Origin of the sequence: Vitreimonas sp., assembly GCF_036392335.1 — a bacterium.
Taxonomy (GTDB): Bacteria; Pseudomonadota; Alphaproteobacteria; order Caulobacterales; family Aquidulcibacteraceae; genus Vitreimonas.
This window is the reverse complement of record NZ_DASVYD010000026.1, coordinates 1-14,081: the sequence shown is the minus strand read 5'-3', so window position 1 is coordinate 14,081 and position 14,081 is coordinate 1. Positions and strand designations below refer to the sequence as shown.

Genomic DNA, 14,081 nt, shown 5'->3' with positions numbered 1-14,081 from the left:
TCCGATCAAGTCCATGCTTTGGAGAAGAGGATTCAACAGGCGTTCGACGGCGCGGCGAAGATGCACGCCGCCCTAGAGAACACTCGCCAATTCGCCGCCGATGACAACTTAAATGCGTTGCAGCGCTGGACGATGCACGCCGACTCCGGGGCTCCGGTTCGCATGATCACACTTGATGGGCGTCCCCGTATCAGCATCTACCGGCGTGTGAATTCGAGAATTCCGGGTTCGGGATTCCGCGATGTCCCCGACATCGTCAGCTTTGACGAGTCGGTTCGCCAACCCTTGGCCGCTATTCCCGTGGTTCCGAAATGACGACGCCCGAAGAGCTCTTGGAGGCCCGCACACGGAAGTTCGCGAAGCTTGATGCGGAGAAGCGGGAAGCCAAGTTTCTCCAATGGGCGCCGCTCGTGATCAGCATCCTTAGCCTAATGGTCGCGGTGATCGCGTTGTTTCACTCAGGCTGACACGTCACATCTGATATCGCCTTCGCTGTGATCTGTGTGCGAGGCAATAGCGACACTTGGTGCTCTGAGCAGCAGTTCTTCACTTAGACCGCCGCCTTATCGCTTTCTTCGCAGAAGCCCGGAATTCGGAACGCAGCTCGCGATAGCGCCGCAGCGTCACCAGCGCCAAGCCTGGCAAGCGCGAGATCGCGAAGGCGACAAACAACGTCGCCGCCGTCCATCCAATGATGGCGCGCGGCCCGCCTTCAATCCCGATGGCCTCGCCAATTACCTCAAACCACATCGCCGGCTCCACGGCGCACGAAGCGCCCGAGCCGTCATTGTCACCCCTGTTCTGGGGGTGGGGGGTTAGCCCCCGCGTCGGCCCGATTTGGCGATTCTCACCCGAAGCCGCAGGGGTGCGGATAAAGGCCAGAGAACCGTTCAAGCTCCCGTTGCCCGAGCGCTGTGAACCCGGCGGGAATGGAGCGAATGGTCTCGAAACTGGAGGGCGACGAAACGCACTCAACGGCCACGAGGACGCCCGGCGCGGAGAGTGCGTTGACAGCAAAAAGGGCCCGAACGCCGGCGCGCTGAGCCCCTGACACAGGTTGTTCTCGTTTTTCCCCTTGCGCGGGTTCCTGGAATCGCAGCAGAGGGTTGGACTGGTTGACGCAACGACGGGGATTAGGGCCCCCGCCGCCGCGTCCTGGTCAAAAACGATCCCAAGGCCAGAGCCCCCGAATCACTCTGACAACACCGGCACACTGCCGTGATTGGTTTGGGTGGGCAACCGGGATCGGGCGCACGCGGTGCCGCACCCGGGGAGGCGTATGCCCACACCGCTGAAGGACCAAAACCGGCTCGGCCTCTACACCGCCGTCGTCGCCAACCTCGCGCTTTACATCGGTACCGCACGCTCGGGTGCGCTCTTCGGCGGCGATTGGGCCGCGCTTGCGGAGTCGCTGCCGGCGATGCTGCCGGCGGGGCTCGGCTTGGTGCTCGTCGGCATCCTCTCCGCGCAGATCGACGGCACGGCGAAGGCGCGCCTCGTCTTCCGGCGCTGGCGCAATCCGCTGCCCGCATCGGACGCGTTCTCACGGCTTGGGCCGGCGGACGCTCGCGTCGACATGGGCGCGCTTACGCGTGACCACGGCCCGTTGCCGACAGATGCCGCCGGCCAGAACGCGCTTTGGTTTCGCCTGTATCGCAGTATCGAAGATCAGCCCGCCGTCTCTCACGCCCATCGCGAATATCTGTTCGCGCGCGACTATCACTTCTTGTCGGCGCTAATCCTGATCGGCCTCGGCGTCATGGCGCTCTTCACCTTCGACAGGTTCACGACGGCGCTCGCCTACGTCGGCATCCTCACCGTTCAGTTTCTCATTACCGGCCAAGCCGCGCGCAATCACGGCCGGCGTCTCGTTTGTACCGTCCTCGCGCGGAAGGCGGCCGAAGAACCTCGGAGTTAGCAATGAAGCTGGAAGTCTTCAACGTCGAACACGGCGCATGCGCCTTGCTCACTTACGATAACGGCGAGCGCATCATGATCGATTGCGGCCACAACGCTTCGACGGGCTGGCGGCCCGGCGATCATTTGCGGCGCCTCGGTGTGCTCTCCTTGCGCGCGCTGTTCGTCACCAACTTCGATGAAGATCATGTCAGCGGTTTTGGCAATCTCATCGACAACGTCCATGTCGTTACCATTTTTCGCAACGCAACCGTCCGGGCGGCGACGATAAAGCAGCTGAAGTCGAAGGACGGCATGGGGCCTGGCATCGATCGCCTCGTCGGCGTGCTCTCGGATTGGGAGCGCAATCCCGCTGTTGGCGCTTCAAGCTTGGGCCTGCCGGGTAACGTCGTCATTCGCACGTTTTGGAACGACTATCCGACATTCGACGACGAGAACAACCTCAGCATGATGGTCGAGTTGGAGATCAACGGAACGAGCTTCGTCTTCACCGGCGATCTCGAAACCGCCGGTTGGCAGCAGCTCGTCCGTCGCGCCGATGTCCGCGCCGCGCTTGCGCGCGCGCAAGTCTACTTCGCCTCGCATCACGGTCGCGCGAGCGGCTGCTGCGACGAAGTCTTCAACCACTGCAAGCCGCGTTTCATCGTGATCTCGGACAAGGCCAAGGGCTTCCAAACGCAGGAAACGCACGCGTACTACCACGCGCGCGCTGAAGGCGGGAACGTGATCGGCTGCGAAGACAAGCGCTTCGTTCTGACGACGCGCAGCGACGGCGACATCACCTTCGAGATCATGGCCAACGGCACTTACTACGTCAGCACGTCCTGGAGCAGCACGAAGAAGACCGCTTAGGAGAAACGAATGACCATAATCCTCGCCACTTACGTTGACGTGCTGGAGCTAGAGCGCCAGCAAGTGGACGCAGGCTATTGGGGACAGCCAGAACTACCCGACGCCGAGCTTGAATCGGAGTGGAACTTGTTGAGGGAAGACGCCCACCGCGCGGTCTTCGGGTCCACGGTCGAAGACGTAATGTTAGAGGCCAACCAATTCGTCCGGACCTTTAAACCGCCGCAGACGCCTCAGGAAGCAATGCACTACGCGGAGAAGCGGCAGTTTGATATTTCGAATTCAACCGGCGGCGCTCTGCGTGATTGGTTTTGGCATTGCGTCATGATCGGCGCGTGCAACTGCAATCAGACGATGTTCAATCGGTTGGAGATCGAAAAGAAAAAGGAAGAGCACATCATGCGCAAGCTCGGCGTCTCGGGCGACCCATGGCTCCGTGCCAATGATCGCCTCCGCCACCCTCGTCGAGACTAGCGAGCGTGCGCATGCGCCGACTAACAATGGAGTTCCAGCCGGTGTTTATGGCCGGCTACAGCCTCAAAGACCACGACTCCAGCCATTGGGAGCGGCGCGTGCGGCCGCGTGCAGTCCCGCAGACGCAGGCAACTTGCAGGACATGCGGCTTCGTTGCCGAAGAGCGACGCCTAATTCATGCGGACGAAGTTTGGGAATTCTCGTCGCCGCCGCACGTTGCCCTCGTTGACGTGCGCCCGCTTTGCACGAGGTGCCATGAAGCCAAAGACTTCGCGCAAACGCTGGTTTTGATCGCGAAGGGCGCGCGCGATGCCAAGCGAGAGGCTGAGATCAAACGCCACTATTGCGAGGTCAACGCTTGCAGCGAAGCTGAGTTCGACACGGACTTTGCCGCCGCCGCCGCGACGAAACGCGCGCTCGAAGAAAGCTATGGCTGCAACAGCGTTCCTGAAGTCGACTATGGCGACTGGGGCCGCCCGAAGGACACACCTCGGCTATCATCGAAAGAGCGTGAGTTGGTGAAGGCCGCGTTTGAGATCCATGGCGAGGTGTTTGTGGGCGAGCGCCTTCATCGCAACCACAGCAACGCTGTGCGTGCGTTGCAAGCGACGCCGCTCGATAAACGCGCTGCGATCCTCAGCGAGATCGAGAACTTGCTCGATGCTGATGACGACGAGGACATGTGGCCCGACCACGAATGCCCCTGGGACATCAAGATGAACCGGGAATAGTCACAAGCGCGATAGCTAGCGCCGATCCCATAGACGAAATTGCTCACAAGAAATGTTCGCATAGCGCCAGCCCGTACGGCTGGTAGCAAACTGGTAGCAAGGCTGTGGAGACCGCCCCGATGGGGCGGCTTGCTACCAAGAAAAACTGAATGAAAACTGGAGCGGGCGATGAGATTCGAACTCACGACCCCAACCTTGGCAAGGTTGTGCTCTACCCCTGAGCTACGCCCGCATCCTGGGTAACAGGGGCCGTCTGGCCCCCGCTGAGGGGCGGTCATATCGCAGAGGCGCGCGGCCAAAGCAAGGCCCCTTCCGCTTTTGCTAGCCGGGTTTGCTGGGGCCTTGTTACACGGGGTTCGCCGCGCCCCAGAAATTGTAGCCAGCCCAGCGGGGCGCGCGCGGCAGATACATGGTTTCCAGCCCTTCGATGGCGAACCCAGCGGCCGTCACGATGGCCGGAATATCGCGCGTCAAATGGCAGCCGCCGGCGATCGGCCGCCAGACCGGCTCGATGCGCCGTTGCCAGCGCCGCACGCCCTCGTCCGGCGCCAAGCCATGCTCGCAAAACAGCAAGCGCCCGCCCGGCTTCAGCGCGCGACGCGCGCCTTCGAGCGCGGCGACCGCATCGGGAATGGTGCAGAGCGAATAGGTGACGAGCACGGTGTCGACGCTCGCGATCGGCAGCGACAAATTCTCCGCCGTCTCGGCCAACACCTCGATCGGAAACGGCGCTCCTGCCGCTTTGTTGCGCGCGGCGGCGAGCATGCCTGCGCTCGGTTCAAGCGCGTAGAGCTTGCGCACTTTGCCCGCATCATAATGCGGAATGTTGAGGCCGGATCCGAAGCCTAGCTCCAGCACGACGCCTTCCGCGCGCGGCACGATCTTGGCGCGCTGCCGGCGAATAGGCCTACACCCACACGCCGCGCCAATCATGATGGGAAGCACGTGGCGTTCGTAGAAGCTCATCACGCGCTCCGCTGCATCGATTATTCCCCCGGCTCCGCCTTGCGCGGCGGCTTCAGCCTGCGACGATTCACGTGGCTATCCGGCGCCAAATGCCCTTCCGGCGTGCGGCCGCGGAAATAATCGCGCTGCCAGCCATTCTTGATCGCCTCGGCGTCCTTGTCGGCGAGCTTGTCGAGGAAATTGGTGCGGCTCGCGCCCCACGCTTCGTATTGGCGCTTCAAATCCGGATCGTCGTGGATCGATTTGATGATCGGCTGCACCTCATCCATCTGCTCGTGCGGGATCGGCATGATGAAGCAGAACGGCTCGCCCTTCTTGAACGAGATCATGCCCGGGCGCGTGAAGCGCCAATTCATCGTGAAGGGAAACGGCAGCCAATAGGTTTCGACCACGCCGGCGAGCGGCTGGATGCCGTCTTTGATGTGATTGGGCGGACCGCCCACCCACAAATCCCAGCCGGGCTCGGTGCGGAAGAGATAGCCGGTGTGAAAGGTCAGCACGCCGCCGGAGAAATGCGACACCGCCCAGCGATCGAGCAACGCTTTGGGCGTGTCGCCGTCGGGATCGAGCCGAATGTCTTCGGTGCGCGGGCCGCCCGTCCACGTCGCCGTAAAGCTGACGGGCGAGAGCAGCGCCCAGCCGGTCGTATTCGCCACCACCAGCGGCAGGCAGCGATACGGGTGGCGATCGGAGAAGCGGTCCATCCATTCGCGGTCGGGCGAGCCGGGCACGAGCTCCGCCGGTTGCGGATCGACTTGATAGCAGGTGAGTTTCATCCCCTCCCTCCTAGACGCCCGCGCCCCCATGCGCCAAGGGGAGGCCATGAGTCCCGCCACCGAAGACGATCTCTTCGCCCGCTTCGATGCGCTCGGCATCAAGCACACGACCACCCGTCACCGCCCCGTCTTCACCGTCGAGGAAGGCGCCGACCTCAAGGCGCAAATGCCCGGCGGCCATTCCAAGAATTTGTTCCTGAAGGACAAGAAGGGCGCGCTCTTCCTGCTCTGCGCGCTCGGCGAGACGGTGATTGATCTGAACGCCGTCTCCAAGCTCTTGGGCGCTGGCCGCTTCAGCTTCGGCTCGGCCGAGCGGCTCAAAGCGCATCTCGGCGTCGAGCCCGGCTCGGTGACCATTTTCGCGCTGATCAACGATCCCGAACGCCGCGTCACCCTGGTGCTGGACGAAGCGCTGCTGGCCCACGACCCAGTCAATTTCCACCCGCTCAAGAACGACGCCACCACCGCCATCAGCCCTGCCGATTTGCTCAAATTCATCGCCGCCCTCGGCCGCGACCCGATCCGGCTCAGCTTTGATTCAAACGGTGTTCCCACCCGCGTCGCCGGGTAGAATTGAACCCGCATCGCTTTCAGCCCATGTAGGGGTCTGAAATTCAGAGGTTCGCATGACTTTTTACATGGATGGCGCGGCGCCGCCGGCAAACGATGTCGTGAAGGACGGCACCGACCAGGGCTTCATGGTCGACGTGGTCGAAGCCTCGCGCGAGACGCCGGTCATCGTCGATTTCTGGGCGCCCTGGTGCGGCCCGTGCAAGACGCTTGGCCCACCCTTGGAGAAGGCCGTGCGCAACGCCGGCGGCAAGGTGAAGCTGGTCAAGATCAATATCGATGAAAATCCCGGCGTCGCCGGCCAGCTCGGCGTGCGCTCGATTCCGGCCGTCTATGCCTTCGACCAAGGCCGCCCGGTGGACGGCTTCATGGGCGCGCTGCCCGAAAGCCAGATCAAACTCTTCGTCGAGCGCCTCGCCGGCGCCGACATGGCCGCCGAAATCGAGCCGCTGCTGGAGCAGGCGCTGGAATCGCTCAAGCTCGGCGACATTGGCGGCGCGGCGCAGGGCTTCACCGCCGTGCTGCAACTCGATCCGGCGAACGTGCGCGCCATCGCCGGCATGGCCCGTATCGCGCTGTCGCAGGACGACGCGGCGCAAGCCGAGGAAATCCTCGCCCACGTGCCGCCCGAGAAGGCCAACGATCCGGAAGTGCTGGGCGTCCGCGCTTTGATCGACCTCGCCGCCAACGCCGTCGCCGCTGGCGACAGCGACGAACTCTCCAGCGCCGTCGCGGCAAACCCCGACGATCTGCAAGCGCGCTTCAATCTCGCCGAAGCGCTCTCCGCGCGCGGCGATCTGGCGGGCGCCAGCGATCACTTGCTGGCGATCATCGAAAAAGACCGCGAATGGAACGAGGAGGCCGCGCGCAAGCAGCTCCTCAAAATCTTCGAAGCCGCCGGGCCGATGTCCGACGTGGCCAAGCAGGGACGCCGAAAGCTCTCGGCGATTTTATTCTCGTGAGCACATTCGGCTTCCGCAAACCCGAGGACCTGCCGCAAACCCTGGCGCTGTTTCCGCTCGACGGCGTCATCCTGTTTCCGCGCAGCGTGATTTCGCTCAACGTGTTCGAGCCGCGTTATCTCAACATGGTCGACGACGCCCTAGGCGGCGAGCGCCTGATCGGCATCATCCAACCCGCGACCGGCGAGGACGGCGAGCCGACCCCGCACTTGGCCGATGTCGGCAGCGTCGGCCGCATCACCGGTTTCAACGAAACCGACGATGGCCGCTATCTCATCACGCTCACCGGGATCTGCCGCTTCGACCTCGAACAGGAGATCGAGGGCGGCACGCCCTATCGTCAGGCGCTGGTCAATTACCAGCCGTTCGCCGGCGATTTCCGCCAGGCCAGCGGCGCCGGCATTGATCGCCCGGCGCTGATGAAATCGCTCAAGACCTACGCCCAGCTGCACGGCTTCCAGGTCGATTGGAGCGCGGTCGACGGCGCGCCGACCGAAACCGTAATCAATGTCGCGGCGCAACTCTGCCCGTTCGACGCCGCCGCCAAGCAAGCGCTGCTGGAATCGGTCTCGATCGAAGAGCGCGCGCAAGCGCTCGTCGCGCTGCTCGAATGGGACAACGCCGCCGACGATCAAAACAAGCGCCCGCTGCAATGACCGACGTCGATCCCAAGCTGCTGGAAGTGCTCGTTTGCCCGCAATCGCGCAAGCCGCTGCGCTATGACCGCGATCGCCAAGAGCTGATCAGCGACAGCGCGCGCCTCGCCTATCCCGTGCGCGACGGCGTGCCGATCATGCTGATCGACGAAGCGCGCGAACTGGGCGCCGACGAATGAGCGCGCCCTGGCCCACCGATTTGACCTTCGACAGCAAAGCCAAGGCGCTCCACATCAGCTTCGATGACGGCGCGCGTTTCGACATTCCGTTCGAGCTCTTGCGCATCGAAAGCCCCAGCGCCGAAAACAAGGGCCACGGCCCCAATCCGCCACCGCCGCCCGTCGGCAAAGCTAATGTCGGAATCACCCGCGCCGACCCCGTCGGCCGCTACGCCGTGCGCATCAGCTTCGACGACGGCCACGACACCGGCCTCTATTCCTGGGATCTGCTCTACGACCTCGGCCGCACCAAGGACGAACGGCTCAAGGTTTACCGTGAAACATTGCGCCTGCGCGGCCTGCGCGACGAAGCCTAATTCGGGTCGGCTTCGCTCGCGTTGGCGGACTCCGCACGCGCCTTGGCTTTCCGGCTGCCGAAGAACGCGCCCAGGAGCAGCCCCGCCAATATGCCGAGCGCCACTTGATCAGCGAGGATGCCAATCAAGAGGCAGAGCAGAAATCCGAAAAGCCTGCTGAACACTTGCGTCATGGCGCGAGCATGGCCCCCACGATCTTGCAATTCAAGCGCCGCCATTTCGGCGCGCCCACGCGCCTGATAGAGTCGCGCCATGTGCAATCGCTACGCCGCCGACATTCGCAAAGCCGGGCTTGAGCGCGACTATTACGGCTTCGAGGAATGGAGCGAGACCGGGCAGAACGTCGTGCTCGAAGTCTTCCCCGACCGCATCGGCCCCGTGATCCGCAAACGCGTGGACGGTACGCTCGAATGGGCTTCGATGCGTTGGGGTTTGCCCGGCCCGCCGCAATTCGGCGCGCTGCCCGTCACCAATCTGCGCAACGTCGCCAGCGCGCATTGGCGCCCGCTGCTCGGCGTGGAGCATCGCTGCCTCGTGCCGTTCACCGCCTTCAGCGAATACGAGGATGCTTCGCCCAAAGGCGCTAAAGTGCTGCGCTGGTTTGCCCGGCCCGATCGCGGCATGGCGATGTTCGCCGGCATCTGGCGCCAATGGGAGGGCGTACGCGGCACGAAGAAGGAGCCGGTCGAAGGCAAGCATCTGCTCTTCTCGTTCCTCACCACCGAGGCCAACGATCTCGTGCGCCCGATCCACGCCAAGGCGATGCCGCTCGTGCTGACCGACCGCGATCAACAAGAGGAATGGCTGAGCGCCCCCGCCGCCGACATCGCCAAAATCCAAGCCCGCAAGCTGCCGACCGAAGCGCTCGAACTCATGCGCGACGACGAAACCGAAATGTTCGCCCCGCCGCGGAAGAAGGCGGCGAAATAAGTGGGGCCACGTCTGGACCGCCGGCCCTCGCCGGCATACCGCACGTTCAAACAAACACCATCGCTTGTCGGTAGCGGCCCATGCCGGCGAGGGCGCCGGCGGTCCATATGAAATCTGGCGCATCCGGCGCCATGATGGCGTCGTGACCACCGTCACATCCCTAAGACCAAGCGCCGAGTACCTTGGCTTCATCGGAACAGGGAGTTCCGGGGAGCAAAGCAAATGACCAAGTTTTACAGCCTGATCGCAGCCGCCGCGGTGTTCATGCCCTTCGCGTTCGCGACCGCCACCCAAGCCGCGCAAATCGTCGCCTAATCGCCCATGCAAAATCCAGAAAGCTAAAAGGCCCGGAGCGATCCGGGCCTTTTGATTTTGTACAAAATGAAGACTCTTGATTCCCAATCGACCAAAGGCAAAGGATGGCCAAAGACAACTGAGACGCGAGCAGTGACGAGCTTTTCCGACTACATAATCTACGCGGACGAAAGTGGCGATCATGGATTGTCCTCGATCGACTCGGGCTATCCAATTTTCGTGCTCTTATTCGCACTCGTGAAAAAGGACGACTACCTTGAGAAAGTCGTCCCTTCATTTCAAAGAGCCAAACTCGACTATTTTGGCCACGATCAGATCGTATTTCACGAACGCGATATCCGCAAACAGCTTTCGCCATTTGGCTTTCTGCGGACGGATCAGGTGTTGCGAACGCGGTTTCTCAACCGACTGAATAAGGTTGTGGCGGCAGCGCCAGTTGAACTCTTTGCCGCCGTGATCCGGAAGAATGCACTTACTGCGCGGTACCGCTATCCCATGAACCCGTATGAAATAGCGCTGCTATTCTGCATGGAAGGCGTGCGCCAGCGACTCGTCAACCTGGGTCAATCGGGCAGAAAGGTTCACGTCATTTTTGAAAGTCGCGGCAAGCCCGAAGACAACGCGCTTGAACTGGAATTCAATCGCATCATCCAGAACAAGCGAAACTGGGGATACAAACAGACCGACTTCAAAGTGATGGACTGGGAAGCGCGGATCGTACCGAAGGCCGTCAACTGTTCGGGCATGCAGTTGGCCGACCTCGCCGCTCGCCCTATCGGCCTGAGTATCCTTCGCCCAGCGCAGCCCAACCGCGCCTTCACGATACTGGTGCCAAAGATCAAAGCGCTGAAATGCTTCCCCTAGAAAAGCAGAAGGGGCCGCGAGCAAGCCCGCAACCCCTACGCCGACCGAGAAAAGCCCAGTCCATTTCTCGAAGAACATAGGCGGAACAAGCTAAAATGTCAACAACAAATGGTTAACGTCGCATTACTGAGTCAATGCGCCGCACTACAGCGCTAGTGACAACTAAGCTGCCAAGCTCTCGCCCCGCAGCAGCTTCGGCAAATCGCCCGCGCCACCGCCGGCGTACTTCATAAAAAACCGCCGCGCCGGCCCAACCGCATTCACCGCCGCCAAGCCCAGCCCACGCACCGCGCGCAGCGGCGCGATGTCGTTCGAAAACAGCTTGTCGAAAAACTCCATGCCCAACGCCATCGTCACGTTGTCGAAGCGCCGCCAGCGTTGGTAGCGCTCCAGGATCGAGACATCGCCCGCGTCCAGCCCCAAGCCCACGCCATCGGCGACGCATTCGGCCAAAGCGGCGCAATCCTTCAAACCCAAATTCAAACCTTGGCCCGCGAGCGGGTGAATGCCGTGCGCGCTATCGCCGGCGAGCGCCACGCGTTGATCGATCATGCGCTCGGCCAATTGCAGCGACAGCGGATAACCAAAGCGCGGCCCTTCCAGCTTCAGCGCGCCGAGAAAATCGCCGAAGCGCAAACGCAGCTCCGCCAGGAAATCTTCCTCCGGCATCTTCAGCAACGCATCAGCCGCCGCGCGCGGCTCAGCCCACACAATGTTCGACCGCTCGCCCTTCAGCGGCAAAATCGCGAACGGCCCATTCGGCAAAAAGAATTCATGCGCCACCGCATCGTGCGGCTTCTCGTGTTGAATGGTGGCGACGATCGCCGTCACCGGATAATCCCAGCCGATGGTGCGAATGCCCAGCGCTGGGCGCACGAAGGAACGCCGCCCATCCGCGCCCACCAACAAAGGCGCACGATATTTTTTTCCATCCGCCAGTGTTGCAGTGACGCCGGCAGGATCGCGCTCGATCGCGCTCACCGACATCGGCTGAATCATTTTGATCGAAGGCCGCGCCTTCACCGCATTGTCGAGCGCCATGCGCACGTGCCGCGCTTCGAGCATCAGCCCAAGCGGGCCTTCGTGGTCATGCAGCTCGGCGCGGTCGAAATGCAGATGCAAGAGCGACGCCCCGCCCTTGCGCGCGCCAGCGCCCAAGCGCCCGTCCGTCACCATGATCTGCTCGATCGGCTGCGCCACCTGGTCGAGGTCATCGCCCAAGCCCAAAGCGCGCCACATCCGGTAGGAGGCGAAGGCAATGGCGAAGGCGCGCCCGTCAAACGCCGGGGCCAACGTGTCCGAGGGCTTGGAGGCGTCGATCACCAGGACCGAGAGCCCCGCCTGATCCAGCGCCAAGGCCAGCGTCTGGCCCACTAACCCGCCGCCCGCGATCAGCACGTCGGCGTCGAAACCACGTCCATTGCTCATGGCCAACGATAGGCCCGCTGACATTTTTCTGTCGATGCGGCCCTGGCGCGCAAGGGCCGAGCAGGGCGCCTCTTTTTTGTGCGCGCACGCTGCACTGCACTATGGAGAGGCGTTCATACCTTGCTCACCACGCCCAGCGCCCCGCCAATCGCACCGTCCAGATCCAGTGGGAGCGGGGTAATGACTGCAAAAGACAATAGGCTGCGCGCGCTATGGCGCTCGCTACAAATAGGAGCGGTGTCGCTCGCCGCCGCGTTCGCGCTGACGGCGATCGCGCCAGAGCTGGCATACGCGCAAGAGGCGCCAGCCGCCGTGGAAGCGGTCGCAGCGCCTGAAGCGGCTGTCGTCGCGGAGGTCGTCGAAGAAGCCGCGGTCGAGCCGACCATGGATAAGGGCGACGTCGCCTGGATGATGGTGTCCACCATCCTCGTCGTCTTCATGATCATCCCCGGCCTCGGCCTGTTCTATGGCGGCTTGTCGCGCGCCAAGAACATGTTGTCGGTGCTGATGCAGGTCAGCACCGTGGCCGTGATCGGCATGCTGTGTTGGGCGCTTTGGGGCTATTCGCTGTCGTTCACCGACACCGAGCTGTTCGGCAACCAATTCATCGGCAGCCTGGATCGCTTGTTCCTGGCCGGCATTACCGCGGATTCCACCGCCGCCACCTTCTCGGACGGCGTCGTGATCCCGGAATTTGTCTTCATTTCCTTCCAGATGACGTTCGCGGCCATCACCGCGGCGCTGGTCGTCGGCGGCTTCGCCGAGCGCATGCGCTTCAGCGCCGTGGTGGTCTTCGCCGTGCTCTGGCCGCTGCTGTCCTACTACCCGATCGCGCACATGGTCTGGTGGGCTGGCGGCTTCCTGTTCGAAATGGGCGCGCTTGATTTCGCTGGCGGTACGGTCGTGCACATCAATGCGGGCGTCGCCGGCCTGATCGGCGCGATCTTCGTCGGCCACCGTCTGGGCTACAAGTCCGAGCCGCTGCCGCCGCACTCGCTGGTCATGACCTTCATCGGCGCCGGCATGCTGTGGGTGGGCTGGTTCGGCTTCAACGCCGGCTCCAACCTCGAAGCCACGGCCGGCGCGGGCGTCGCCATCATCACCACGCTTCTGGCCACCGCCGCCGCGGGCGTGTCCTGGATCGTCACCGAGTGGGTCACGCGCGGCAAGCCCAGCATGCTGGGTCTGGCCTCGGGCATCGTCGCCGGTCTCGTCGTCGTCACCCCGGCCGCCGGCCTGGTCGGCCCGATGGGCGCCATCATTCTCGGCCTGATCGCTTCGCCGATCGCGGTGTTCTTCTGCGCCGCGGTCAAGAAGATGCTCAATTACGACGACGCTTATGACGTGTTCGGCATCCACGCCGTCTGCGGCATCATCGGCGCCATCGGCACCGGCGTGTTCTACGACCCAGCGCTCGGCGGCTTGGGCGGCGAAGACTTCAACATGGTCAGCCAAGTCACGACGCAAGCCGTCGCGGTGGGCGTGTCGATCGCTTGGTCGGCCATCGCAACGATCATCGTCTTCCTGATCCTCAAGGTCATCGGCCTGCGTGTGAAAAAGGAAGTCGAGCAAGAAGGGCTCGACATCAACGAACACGGCGAGGCCGCTTACCATCTCTAGTGCGAACTAGGGGTTCTCCTCCTCACTTCGGGCGCGGTTCCTCGGGACCGCGCCCTTTTTGTTTTTACCTTTGTAAACAGCGTTTTTTCGCAACCAATATGAACGCTGCCGTAACTCTGTTCGCGCCCGAATCTTCACCCCTCGTTTACCCGAAAGGACAACAGTCCCGAACCGGCACAGGCCACCGAAAGGCGCCCCACTTACATGACCGACGACGCTTACCACCAAGGGGGGAGAATCCCCTCCGTCGCCAGTTCCGCTGCGGGACGCCTCGCCTTGAAGCGCGCGGCCGCCTCCGTCGGCGCGGCCATCCTCGGCGCCTACGGCCTGGGCGCGGTGCTGACCTATTCGCCCGAGGACCCCAGCCTCAACGTCGCCTCCAACGGGCCGACGCATAATCTGTTCGGCGGCGCCGGCGCTGTCGTAGCTGATCTTTCCATTCAAATTCTGGGCGCCGCGGCTCCGCTCGCGTTCGCGGCGCTGCTGGC

Annotated in this window: 20 protein-coding genes and 1 tRNA gene; 15 read left to right on the top strand and 6 right to left on the bottom strand. The window is 62.9% G+C overall.

From position 1 onward, the window contains the following. Positions 1-315: hypothetical protein (locus VF769_RS06275; RefSeq protein ID WP_331007523.1), on the top strand; the 315-nt coding region annotated here is incomplete at its 5' end. Then, positions 312-467, top strand: a complete 156-nt coding sequence (locus VF769_RS06270) for a hypothetical protein (RefSeq protein ID WP_331007522.1) — start codon at positions 312-314, stop codon at positions 465-467. The genes VF769_RS06275 and VF769_RS06270, both read left to right, overlap by 4 nt. Before the next feature lie 79 nt (positions 468-546). Here the strand turns inward: VF769_RS06270 and VF769_RS06265 are convergent, their stop codons facing one another. Further along, on the bottom strand, positions 547-750 hold the full coding sequence (locus VF769_RS06265; protein WP_331007521.1) for a hypothetical protein: 204 nt from the start codon (positions 748-750) through the stop codon (positions 547-549). Positions 751-1,279: 529 nt separating this feature from the next. On the opposite strand from VF769_RS06265, the gene VF769_RS06260 reads away from it, so the two are divergent. The 4 genes from VF769_RS06260 to VF769_RS06245 are packed head-to-tail and all read left to right on the top strand — an operon-like array spanning position 1,280 to position 3,971. Beyond that, a complete protein-coding gene (locus VF769_RS06260; protein WP_331007520.1) occupies positions 1,280-1,918 on the top strand; it encodes a hypothetical protein in 639 nt (212 codons plus the stop codon). Positions 1,919-1,920: 2 nt separating this feature from the next. Beyond that, complete coding sequence (locus VF769_RS06255) at positions 1,921-2,769, top strand: ComEC/Rec2 family competence protein (RefSeq protein WP_331007519.1); 849 nt, start codon at positions 1,921-1,923, stop codon at positions 2,767-2,769. 9 nt (positions 2,770-2,778) lie between these two features. Further along, positions 2,779-3,240, top strand: coding sequence for a hypothetical protein (locus tag VF769_RS06250; protein ID WP_331007518.1), 462 nt, complete (start codon positions 2,779-2,781; stop codon positions 3,238-3,240). A 5-nt stretch (positions 3,241-3,245) separates the two neighbouring features. Further along, on the top strand, positions 3,246-3,971 hold the full coding sequence (locus tag VF769_RS06245) for a hypothetical protein (protein ID WP_331007517.1): 726 nt from the start codon (positions 3,246-3,248) through the stop codon (positions 3,969-3,971). 157 nt (positions 3,972-4,128) lie between these two features. On the opposite strand, the gene VF769_RS06240 is transcribed toward VF769_RS06245, so the two are convergent. The 3 genes from VF769_RS06240 to VF769_RS06230 form a co-directional block, all read right to left on the bottom strand. Then, positions 4,129-4,203 (bottom strand) — tRNA-Gly (locus tag VF769_RS06240). A 113-nt stretch (positions 4,204-4,316) separates the two neighbouring features. Beyond that, a complete protein-coding gene (locus VF769_RS06235; RefSeq protein ID WP_331007516.1) occupies positions 4,317-4,937 on the bottom strand; it encodes a class I SAM-dependent methyltransferase in 621 nt (206 codons plus the stop codon). 20 nt (positions 4,938-4,957) lie between these two features. Continuing rightward, positions 4,958-5,713: a DUF6065 family protein gene (locus VF769_RS06230; RefSeq protein WP_331007515.1), complete on the bottom strand. Its 756-nt coding sequence runs from the start codon at positions 5,711-5,713 to the stop codon at positions 4,958-4,960. Positions 5,714-5,759: 46 nt separating this feature from the next. Between VF769_RS06230 and VF769_RS06225 the strand changes: the two genes are divergently transcribed. The 5 genes from VF769_RS06225 to VF769_RS06205 are packed head-to-tail and all read left to right on the top strand — an operon-like array spanning position 5,760 to position 8,436. Continuing rightward, the gene (locus tag VF769_RS06225; protein ID WP_331007514.1) at positions 5,760-6,284 is read left to right on the top strand and encodes a prolyl-tRNA synthetase associated domain-containing protein; all 525 of its coding nucleotides are present in this window, start codon (positions 5,760-5,762) and stop codon (positions 6,282-6,284) included. Between the two features lie 55 nt (positions 6,285-6,339). Beyond that, complete coding sequence (locus tag VF769_RS06220; RefSeq protein WP_331007513.1) at positions 6,340-7,245, top strand: co-chaperone YbbN; 906 nt, start codon at positions 6,340-6,342, stop codon at positions 7,243-7,245. Continuing rightward, positions 7,242-7,901 (top strand): LON peptidase substrate-binding domain-containing protein, encoded by a 660-nt coding sequence (locus VF769_RS06215; protein WP_331007512.1) that lies wholly within the window; start codon positions 7,242-7,244, stop codon positions 7,899-7,901. Before VF769_RS06220 ends, VF769_RS06215 begins: the two co-directional genes overlap by 4 nt. After that, positions 7,856-8,080 carry a Trm112 family protein gene (locus tag VF769_RS06210; protein ID WP_349258103.1) on the top strand — a complete coding sequence of 75 codons (225 nt, stop codon included), beginning with the start codon at positions 7,856-7,858 and terminating at the stop codon, positions 8,078-8,080. Before VF769_RS06215 ends, VF769_RS06210 begins: the two co-directional genes overlap by 46 nt. Further along, the gene (locus VF769_RS06205) at positions 8,077-8,436 is read left to right on the top strand and encodes a gamma-butyrobetaine hydroxylase-like domain-containing protein (protein WP_331007510.1); all 360 of its coding nucleotides are present in this window, start codon (positions 8,077-8,079) and stop codon (positions 8,434-8,436) included. The genes VF769_RS06210 and VF769_RS06205 overlap by 4 nt, the downstream gene beginning before the upstream one ends. On the opposite strand, the gene VF769_RS06200 is transcribed toward VF769_RS06205, so the two are convergent. Then, positions 8,433-8,690 carry a hypothetical protein gene (locus VF769_RS06200; RefSeq protein ID WP_331007509.1) on the bottom strand — a complete coding sequence of 86 codons (258 nt, stop codon included), beginning with the start codon at positions 8,688-8,690 and terminating at the stop codon, positions 8,433-8,435. The genes VF769_RS06205 and VF769_RS06200 overlap by 4 nt on opposite strands. Between VF769_RS06200 and VF769_RS06195 the strand changes: the two genes are divergently transcribed. Continuing rightward, on the top strand, positions 8,689-9,366 hold the full coding sequence (locus VF769_RS06195) for an SOS response-associated peptidase family protein (protein WP_331007508.1): 678 nt from the start codon (positions 8,689-8,691) through the stop codon (positions 9,364-9,366). The genes VF769_RS06200 and VF769_RS06195 overlap by 2 nt on opposite strands. 381 nt (positions 9,367-9,747) lie before the next feature. Beyond that, entirely contained in the window at positions 9,748-10,545 is a 798-nt protein-coding gene (locus tag VF769_RS06190) for a DUF3800 domain-containing protein (RefSeq protein ID WP_331007507.1), read from the top strand. A 162-nt stretch (positions 10,546-10,707) separates the two neighbouring features. Here VF769_RS06190 and VF769_RS06185 read toward each other — a convergent pair whose 3' ends face one another. Beyond that, positions 10,708-11,973 carry a UbiH/UbiF/VisC/COQ6 family ubiquinone biosynthesis hydroxylase gene (locus VF769_RS06185; RefSeq protein ID WP_331007506.1) on the bottom strand — a complete coding sequence of 422 codons (1,266 nt, stop codon included), beginning with the start codon at positions 11,971-11,973 and terminating at the stop codon, positions 10,708-10,710. A gap of 180 nt (positions 11,974-12,153) precedes the next feature. Here VF769_RS06185 and VF769_RS06180 point away from each other — a divergent pair, with 180 nt between their 5' ends. Then, the gene (locus VF769_RS06180; protein ID WP_331007505.1) at positions 12,154-13,593 is read left to right on the top strand and encodes an ammonium transporter; all 1,440 of its coding nucleotides are present in this window, start codon (positions 12,154-12,156) and stop codon (positions 13,591-13,593) included. 276 nt (positions 13,594-13,869) lie between these two features. Continuing rightward, on the top strand, positions 13,870-14,081 hold a 212-nt coding region (locus VF769_RS06175), incomplete at its 3' end, for a DNA translocase FtsK 4TM domain-containing protein (protein ID WP_331007504.1).

Coding starts and splice junctions, on each gene's coding strand:
- VF769_RS06250 (WP_331007518.1), top strand. CDS start 2,779: ATGACCATAATCCTCGCCACTTACGTTGACGTGCTGGAGCTAGAGCGC.
- VF769_RS06230 (WP_331007515.1), bottom strand. CDS start 5,713: ATGAAACTCACCTGCTATCAAGTCGATCCGCAACCGGCGGAGCTCGTG.
- VF769_RS06185 (WP_331007506.1), bottom strand. CDS start 11,973: ATGAGCAATGGACGTGGTTTCGACGCCGACGTGCTGATCGCGGGCGGC.
- VF769_RS06210 (WP_349258103.1), top strand. CDS start 7,856: ATGGGACAACGCCGCCGACGATCAAAACAAGCGCCCGCTGCAATGACC.
- VF769_RS06180 (WP_331007505.1), top strand. CDS start 12,154: ATGACTGCAAAAGACAATAGGCTGCGCGCGCTATGGCGCTCGCTACAA.
- VF769_RS06270 (WP_331007522.1), top strand. CDS start 312: ATGACGACGCCCGAAGAGCTCTTGGAGGCCCGCACACGGAAGTTCGCG.
- VF769_RS06195 (WP_331007508.1), top strand. CDS start 8,689: ATGTGCAATCGCTACGCCGCCGACATTCGCAAAGCCGGGCTTGAGCGC.
- VF769_RS06260 (WP_331007520.1), top strand. CDS start 1,280: ATGCCCACACCGCTGAAGGACCAAAACCGGCTCGGCCTCTACACCGCC.
- VF769_RS06225 (WP_331007514.1), top strand. CDS start 5,760: ATGAGTCCCGCCACCGAAGACGATCTCTTCGCCCGCTTCGATGCGCTC.
- VF769_RS06255 (WP_331007519.1), top strand. CDS start 1,921: ATGAAGCTGGAAGTCTTCAACGTCGAACACGGCGCATGCGCCTTGCTC.
- VF769_RS06220 (WP_331007513.1), top strand. CDS start 6,340: ATGACTTTTTACATGGATGGCGCGGCGCCGCCGGCAAACGATGTCGTG.
- VF769_RS06235 (WP_331007516.1), bottom strand. CDS start 4,937: ATGAGCTTCTACGAACGCCACGTGCTTCCCATCATGATTGGCGCGGCG.
- VF769_RS06205 (WP_331007510.1), top strand. CDS start 8,077: ATGAGCGCGCCCTGGCCCACCGATTTGACCTTCGACAGCAAAGCCAAG.
- VF769_RS06200 (WP_331007509.1), bottom strand. CDS start 8,690: ATGGCGCGACTCTATCAGGCGCGTGGGCGCGCCGAAATGGCGGCGCTT.
- VF769_RS06265 (WP_331007521.1), bottom strand. CDS start 750: ATGTGGTTTGAGGTAATTGGCGAGGCCATCGGGATTGAAGGCGGGCCG.
- VF769_RS06190 (WP_331007507.1), top strand. CDS start 9,748: ATGAAGACTCTTGATTCCCAATCGACCAAAGGCAAAGGATGGCCAAAG.